The organism is Pedobacter sp., assembly GCF_035566355.1.
Classification (GTDB): Bacteria; Bacteroidota; Bacteroidia; order Sphingobacteriales; family Sphingobacteriaceae; genus Pedobacter.
Window position 1 is genome coordinate 1 of sequence record NZ_DATMRL010000090.1, and the last position, 7,434, is coordinate 7,434.

General features: G+C 38.9%; 6 protein-coding genes. 5 read left to right on the plus strand and 1 reads right to left on the minus strand.

From position 1 onward, the window contains the following. From VNZ46_RS03450 to VNZ46_RS03470, 5 genes are all read left to right on the plus strand, one after another. The coding region (locus VNZ46_RS03450) for a DNA gyrase C-terminal beta-propeller domain-containing protein (RefSeq protein WP_325558693.1) at positions 1-1,829 on the plus strand (1,829 nt) is incomplete at its 5' end. 76 nt (positions 1,830-1,905) lie between these two features. Then, positions 1,906-2,988: a tetratricopeptide repeat protein gene (locus tag VNZ46_RS03455; protein ID WP_325558694.1), complete on the plus strand. Its 1,083-nt coding sequence runs from the start codon at positions 1,906-1,908 to the stop codon at positions 2,986-2,988. Positions 2,989-3,110: 122 nt separating this feature from the next. Further along, positions 3,111-4,256, plus strand: coding sequence for a hypothetical protein (locus tag VNZ46_RS03460; RefSeq protein ID WP_325558695.1), 1,146 nt, complete (start codon positions 3,111-3,113; stop codon positions 4,254-4,256). 127 nt (positions 4,257-4,383) lie between these two features. Next, positions 4,384-6,546 (plus strand): FUSC family protein, encoded by a 2,163-nt coding sequence (locus VNZ46_RS03465; RefSeq protein ID WP_325558696.1) that lies wholly within the window; start codon positions 4,384-4,386, stop codon positions 6,544-6,546. Positions 6,547-6,594: 48 nt separating this feature from the next. Next, positions 6,595-7,005, plus strand: a complete 411-nt coding sequence (locus VNZ46_RS03470) for an organic hydroperoxide resistance protein (protein ID WP_133778193.1) — start codon at positions 6,595-6,597, stop codon at positions 7,003-7,005. Positions 7,006-7,045: 40 nt separating this feature from the next. Here VNZ46_RS03470 and VNZ46_RS03475 read toward each other — a convergent pair. Then, the coding region (locus tag VNZ46_RS03475) for a magnesium transporter (protein ID WP_325558698.1) at positions 7,046-7,434 on the minus strand (389 nt) is incomplete at its 5' end.

The following is a 7,434-nucleotide window of genomic DNA, read 5'->3' on the forward strand; positions in this document are numbered from 1 at the left end:
AAGACCGCGAGGTGATTATCGTAACTGAAATCCCTTATCAGGTGAATAAAGCCATGATGATTGAGCGCACGGCTGAACTGGTTGGGGAGAAAAAAATCGAAGGTATCTCTAACATCAAAGATGAATCGAATAAAGATGGTATCCGTATCGTTTATGAGATCAAACGTGATGCAAATGCTTCAATTGTATTAAATAACTTATTTAAACAAACAGCCCTGCAAACCTCATTCAGTGTAAATAACATTGCTTTGGTTAAAGGAAGACCGCAGTTATTAAATCTAAAGGATTTGATCGTGCACTTCGTAGACCACAGACATGATGTTGTGATTCGCCGTACAAAATTCGAACTGGCAGAAGCAGAGAAAAGAGCACATATTCTGGAGGGCTATCTAATTGCCTTAGACCATTTAGATGAAGTTATTAAATTAATCCGTGCTTCTGAGACACCAGATGAGGCTCGCATAGGTTTAATGGAGAAATTCGGATTGAGTGACATTCAGTCACGCGCTATCCTGGATATGACCTTACGTCGTTTAACCGGACTGGAGCGTGATAAGATCAAAGATGAGTATGCTGAACTGAAAAAAACTATAGAATACTTAAAATCTATCTTAGCTGACGAAGGCTTAAGGATGCAGATCATTAAAGATGAATTGAATGAAATTCGTCAGAAATATGGTGATGAGAGAAAAACTCATATCGTCCACTCTGCTGAAGACATGAGCATGGAAGACTTCATCGAAGATGAAGATGTTGTGATTACAATATCGCATGAAGGCTACATTAAACGTACTCCAGCTACAGAATACAGAACTCAGGCCAGAGGCGGTAAAGGTTCAAAAGGAAGTGATTCCAGAAATGAAGATTTTATAGAACATTTATTGATTGCTTCCAATCACAACTATATGCTTTTCTTTACAGAAGGCGGTCGTTGTTTCTGGTTAAGGGTTTATGAAATTCCTGAAGGTTCAAGGTTAAGTAAAGGAAGAGCCATTCAGAACATTATCAATATCCCGAAAGAGGAAAAAATCAAGGCCTATATCAAGGTTAAAAATCTTAAAGATCAGGAGTACCTTGAGAACAATTATATCATCATGTGTACCAAAAAAGGTACGATCAAGAAGACATCTCTTGAAGCTTATTCCAGACCAAGGGTAAATGGTATCAACGCCATCAACATCAATGAAGGTGATCAGTTACTGGAGGCGAGCTTAACCAGCGGAAGCAGTGAAATCTTAATGGCATTGCGTTCAGGAAGAGCAATCCGCTTTAATGAATCTACAGTTAGACCTATGGGTAGAACTGCAACAGGAGTAAGGGGAGTAACCTTAGGACATGATAAAGATGAGGTAGTTGGCATGATTGCTGTGGATAATCCTGAAGCAACGATCCTTGTCGTTTCAGAAAAAGGTTATGGTAAACGTACCGATATTGAAGATTACCGCGTTACTAACAGAGGTGGTAAAGGTGTAAAAACCATTAGCATCACGGAGAAAACCGGTGATTTGATCGCTATTAAAAATGTAACAGATGCCGATGACTTGATGATCATCAATAAATCCGGTATCGTTATCAGAATTGTAGTGAGTGGCCTTCGTGTTATGGGAAGAGCAACTCAGGGCGTACGGTTGATCAACCTGAAAGGAAATGATGAGATTGCATCAGTTGCCAGAATTGATCACGAAGAAGAGGAAGAAGAAGTTGTTGAAGGAGAAATTGTAGAAGGAGGAGAAGGAACAGAAACACCTGAAATTGCAGAAGGTGAAACAAAACCGGAAGCTGAAGAAGGAGATGAATCTGCCGAAGCTGAAGACACTGAAAGTGAATAATTAATTCGATAACTATAAAAATGAGGCTATTCTACACGAAGAATAGCCTCATAACCATTAAAAACAATCATTTAATATGAAAAAAGTACTTTTTAGTATACTGTTTGTAGGAGCTGCTACGCTTGCAAATGCACAAAAGAGTGAAGTTGCCGATGCAAAAAAAGAATGGAATCTGTTCCAGATTACCATGAGCCAGAAACCAGCACTGGACAAAACACTTACTGCGTTAAACTCTGGATTAAAGCATACGGATAATGCCATTGCTAACGAAAAATCTAAAAACATGGTTGAAGCATGGAGCTATCGTGCATTATTCGCTTCTGCTATTGCTGCATCAGACAGCTTACATTTTGACAACTCTATCGCCAATCAGAAAATTGCTGAAGAAGCGGTAGCTAAAGCAAAAGAATTAGATACAAAAGGTGATGAGAAATCAAATATCGCAAATGCGGAAGTTAATATCACCAATGCAATTAAAATCCGCGCATTTACTGCGTATAACAAACAGGATTTTGCTTCAGCTTTGAAATTCTTCAACGAAGCTACAACCAAAAATCCTAACGATACGTCGATGTACCTGAATGCAGGTATCATGGCCAGAAATATCAAAAATTATCCTGAAGCCATCAGAAATTTCAAAAAGATCATTGATTTCAATACACCTAATGCTAAAGACTTGTATTCTGAGATCATTAATTTATCGTTAAGTGAGGTTAAAGATACTGTAGGAGCGATCGCTCTGTTAAAAGAAGCTTCGGCTAAATTTCCTGATGCAGAGAACTTTATCCAAATTGAAACACAGTTGTACATCAACAAAGGAGATATTGCTAAATCAGAAGAGATGTTAAACAAACTGATTGAGAAAGATCCTAAAAATGCAACTTATCAGTACCTTAAAGGTGATGTTTACTATCAGCAAGCTGTTGAGATTCAAAACAAAAAGAATAAAGTAGACCCTAAAAAAGTAAAGGAATCTAATGCTTTGACTACGCAGATCACAGCACTTTTAGATAAAGCATTGCCGTTCTATTTAAAGTCATCTGAACTGGATCCTAAATACGCGCCAGCTTTAGAAGCATTGAAAAGAGTTTATGCTTTTAAAAATGACACCGCAAAATATGATGCTGTTAAGAAAAAACTAGACGAATTAAAACCATAGTTTTATATTAAAGCTGTACAAAAAAGAGGGATAAATTTCATCCCTCTTTTTTTTTATATAAATTTGTTCAAAACCCAACGGTAGTACATGGTAGCGTCCTCGCCGTTAAAAAACATATACGAATGAAAAACAGATCCTTCTTTTTAATAGCAACTTCAGTATTTATATCTTATCAAAGTTTTAGTCAGACAAGCCAGATCAAAATAGCTCAGAATGCCGTCGGAAAACTTCAGGTAGCTATAGCCAGTGGAATGGATAAGAGTAAACAAATGACTGTTGTAGGAGAGGGGTTAAAGGCTACAGAAAGTGCTCAAACAGACAAAAAAACAAAGAACTGGCCAGAAACCTGGGCCATTAGGTCTTATCTGAGTTCATATGTTGCCCTGATTGATCAGGATGAAGCCAATTCCGAGAAGTATTATGCCACAGCGGTAGAAACCTTGGATTCTGCAAAAAGACTGGATAAGTTTCAAAGCAATACTGCATTAACAGATGCAGCAAATTACAACATCATCCTAAAGAAGCAGGAAAAAGGAAATAAAGCCTATAGTAACAATGAATTCAAAACAGCCTTTACTTTATTGAAAGAAGTAAGTGATTTTTTCCCGAAAGATACTGTCATTTCAATCAATACAGCGCTAAGTGCTCAAAATATCAATGATTATAACAGTGCATTGTTTTATTTTAAACGTGCGAAAGACAACGGCATTAAAAATCCTGTGGTATTCCAATCCATGGCTGGAATATATACATCCAAATTTGAGCAGGAAGCAGCCATCAGAATTCTTGAAGATGGACTGAAAGTTAATCCGTACAATATCTACCTCAATAACAATTACATTAACTTACTGCTCGACAATGAGCGCTACGATCAGGCCAAGCAGGTCATTGAGAAATCACTCACCATAGAATCCAAGAATAAACTGCTGTATTTTTTATACGGCTATTTATATCAGATCAGCTCCAACAATTCCACAGCAGAACTGGCTTATAAAAAAGCACTTGCACTTGATCAGAATTATTTTGACGCGTTGTACCAGCTAGGACTTGTCTATGTCAACAATGCTAATGATGCTTTAAAAGGCGATAAAGAAAAACGCGCACAAGAATTCTCCGCATTAATCAACCGTGCTGAATTTGTATTACTGCAAGCCCACGAGATCAATCCCAATGACAGACCTACAGTGCAGCTCTTAATTGATATTTATACCCGTAAAAACAGATTAGACAAAGCACAGGAGCTTAAAAGAAAATTAGAGGAATTTTAGAGTGAATACGGCAGAAGGATAGTGCAGATAAAAACGTACTTAACATAATATTAATTATGATTCATTCTGATAATTAAACAATCCGGCATAAAGATTGTTCTCAGACGCTATAACAAACACATAGACCATGTTCCAGAAGCCAATAAGAAATATACATGATTTTTTATTAAGTACTTATTTTGCTGATGGACTCCGGATCACTTTTGGAGTTTTATGCCCATCATTAATCCTGGCTCAGTTTGGAATGCTGAAATTTGGAATGACGCTTTCCTTAGGCGCATTATGTGTTAGCGTTGTAGATACACCAGGGCCAATTGTACACCGCAGAAATGCAATGGCTGTAACCACCGGATTAATCTTTGTATTATCCATACTGGTCGGTTTAACCAATCGAAATATTTATTTTACAGGAATTCTGCTCGCTCTGGGCAGTTTTGTATTTTCCATGTTCTTCCTGTACGGTACCCGTGCAGCTGCAATTGGAACAGCATCCTTGCTGGTCATTGTGTTGAGTGTTGACGATATCAGGCCCTGGCAGGAAGTTTTACGCTACGGAGGACTCATTCTGTGTGGCGGCTCCTGGTATGCTTTGCTCAGCTATTCCATCTACAGACTTCGCCCATACCGTGTCGTACAGCAAACCTTAAGCGATTCCATATATGAAGTTGCCTCATTTTTAAGGGCAAAAGCAAAATTTTACCACGAGAACATCAATTATGACGATCATTATGCAATATTACTTCAACAGCAGGTTCTTGTTAATGAAAAACAAGATGCTGTAAGGGAAGTTTTGTTTAAAACCCGTGAAATTGTTAGAGAATCGACACCTGAAGGCCGTTTTTTACTGCTGGTTTTTGTTGATATGGTCGATTTATTCGAGCAAATCATGTCTACCTATTACAATTACAAACGCCTGCATGAACAATTCGATTCCGTTGGTATTTTGACCAGTTATGAGTTGGTTATCAATAAAATAGCAGATGAATTAGACGAGATTGCCTTTTCATTAAAAACAGGTGGTACCCCTCGCCTGCCTACCCTCCTGATCGAACAGGTGACGAAATTAAAAGCACAAATTATTGATTTAGAGTCCAATAACGTGGATGGTCAATACAATACCCTGGGCATTGTCGCGCTGAAAAACATCGAGGTCAATATAGAGAATATTCTGGCCAGAGTTAAAACCATCAACAGCTACTTCAATAAAAACGAGAAGAAAAACCTTAAAGCCAGGCAAATAGACACCGAAAAGTTTATTACAAGGCAAAATATAGATCCAAAATTGATGCTGGAGAATTTAACCTTCAGCTCATCAACCTTCAGGCATTCGATAAGAGTTGCCATCGTCATGCTGATCGGCTATATTGTGTCTAAATCCCTGGGTTCTTCTCATAGTTACTGGATCCTGCTTACCATTCTGGTGATCTCAAAACCCGGTTTTAGTCTTACCAAACAGCGAAACTACCAAAGAATCATTGGTACGACCATTGGCGCCCTGGTTGGAATGTTCATTCTTACCTTTGTCCACGATAGACACGTGCTTTTTGTGATTCTGCTGGTTTGTATGGTGGCCTGTTACAGCTTCCAGCGCAAAAATTATGTTGTGAGCGTTCTTTTTATGACGCCTTATATCCTGGTACTCTTTGATTTTCTTGGTATGGGAGGTCTTTCCATAGCCAGCGAAAGAATCATTGACACCGCTATAGGTTGCGGCATTGCTTTGGTAGCAAGTTATTTCCTTTTTCCGAACTGGGAATATGAAAAACTCAAAGAAGCCATGATCGACACCTTAAAAGCCAATGTGAACTATTTTGAGCAGGTAACGAGTTTATATTTCCAGGAAGAACAGAACCTCACCAATTATAAAGTAGCGCGAAAAGAAGTATATGTGACCTCTGCAAACCTGGCCTCTCTCTTCCAAAGAATGTTTTCTGAGCCTAAGAGCAAGCAAATTCTGATGAAGGAAATGCACCAGTTTACGGCATTGAACCATCTTCTATCCTCCTATGCGGCTACCCTTTCTTTATATAATAAAGAACATAAATTTAGCTTCAAGAATTTTGAAGAATTACAGCCTGTCATCAAAAACACCATTTACCTGATCAATCTCTCTGCAGAAATCCTAACAAACCATAAAGCTGAAATCAGCAATGTCCCCTTAATCAGAATTAAGGAAGAAATTACAGGCCCTATTCCGCAAGACGATTCTTCGGTGATCAGCGACCTTCTCGATCTCATCCAGAAAGTAGCTTATGACATTTACAAGCTGAGCGAAAAAATCAGATTCTAAAAACATAGTCCACCCTTACTTTGTTCCTTTAGTATAGAAACTCATATTATGGAAAAAGTATATACGGCCTCAGTACTGGCCAAAGGTGGCCGCGACGGGCATATTAAATCAAGCGACGGACAGATCGAATTTGACCTTAGAAAACCGAAAGAAATGGGTGGACAAGGAGGAGCAACAAATCCTGAACAGCTATTTGCAGCTGCCTGGGGGCCGTGTTATTTAGGCGCTTTAGGCTCTGTAGCCAAACATGATGGCGTAGATGTTTCAGAAGCTACAGTCAATGTACATGTCAGCTTTAATAAAGATGGAAATTCATTTGTACTCTCCGCAGATCTGGATGTGCATATCCCCGGAATTTCACAGCAGGAAGCTCAGCAATTGGCCGATAAAGCCCATCGGGCCTGTCCATATTCCAAAGCAACTAAAGGTAATATAGAAACCAGAGTAACAGCACTTTAAAACCTATATGTTCAGGCTTGAGAAAACTCAGGCCTGAATTTTATAACAACAGTTTGCTCGCCAATCCCAGAAGCAGAAAAAAACCAAAAACATCCGTAAACGTAGTAATAATAATAGAGGAGGCAATTGCCGGATCTATCCCTACCCTTTTCAGTATCAAAGGAATTCCAGCGCCCGTAATACCGGCAATCACCAGATTTCCTGTCATTGCAAGAAAAATCACCACACCGAGCAAAGGATTACTGTCAAAATACAATGCAAAAACCAATACAATCAGACCAGTAGCTGCGCCATTAATCAGGCCCACTGTAAACTCTTTCAATACCGTACGATACGCCTGACTATCTGTTAAATCGTACAATGAAATCCTCCTTACGGTAACCGCCAGGGCCTGAGTCGCTGCATTTCCACCCATTCCGGCAATAATGG

Excerpts from the sequence above, each read along its gene's own strand:
- VNZ46_RS03455 (WP_325558694.1), top strand. The coding sequence starts at position 1,906 with ATGAAAAAAGTACTTTTTAGTATACTGTTTGTAGGAGCTGCTACGCTT.
- VNZ46_RS03460 (WP_325558695.1), top strand. The coding sequence starts at position 3,111 with ATGAAAAACAGATCCTTCTTTTTAATAGCAACTTCAGTATTTATATCT.
- VNZ46_RS03470 (WP_133778193.1), top strand. The coding sequence starts at position 6,595 with ATGGAAAAAGTATATACGGCCTCAGTACTGGCCAAAGGTGGCCGCGAC.
- VNZ46_RS03465 (WP_325558696.1), top strand. The coding sequence starts at position 4,384 with ATGTTCCAGAAGCCAATAAGAAATATACATGATTTTTTATTAAGTACT.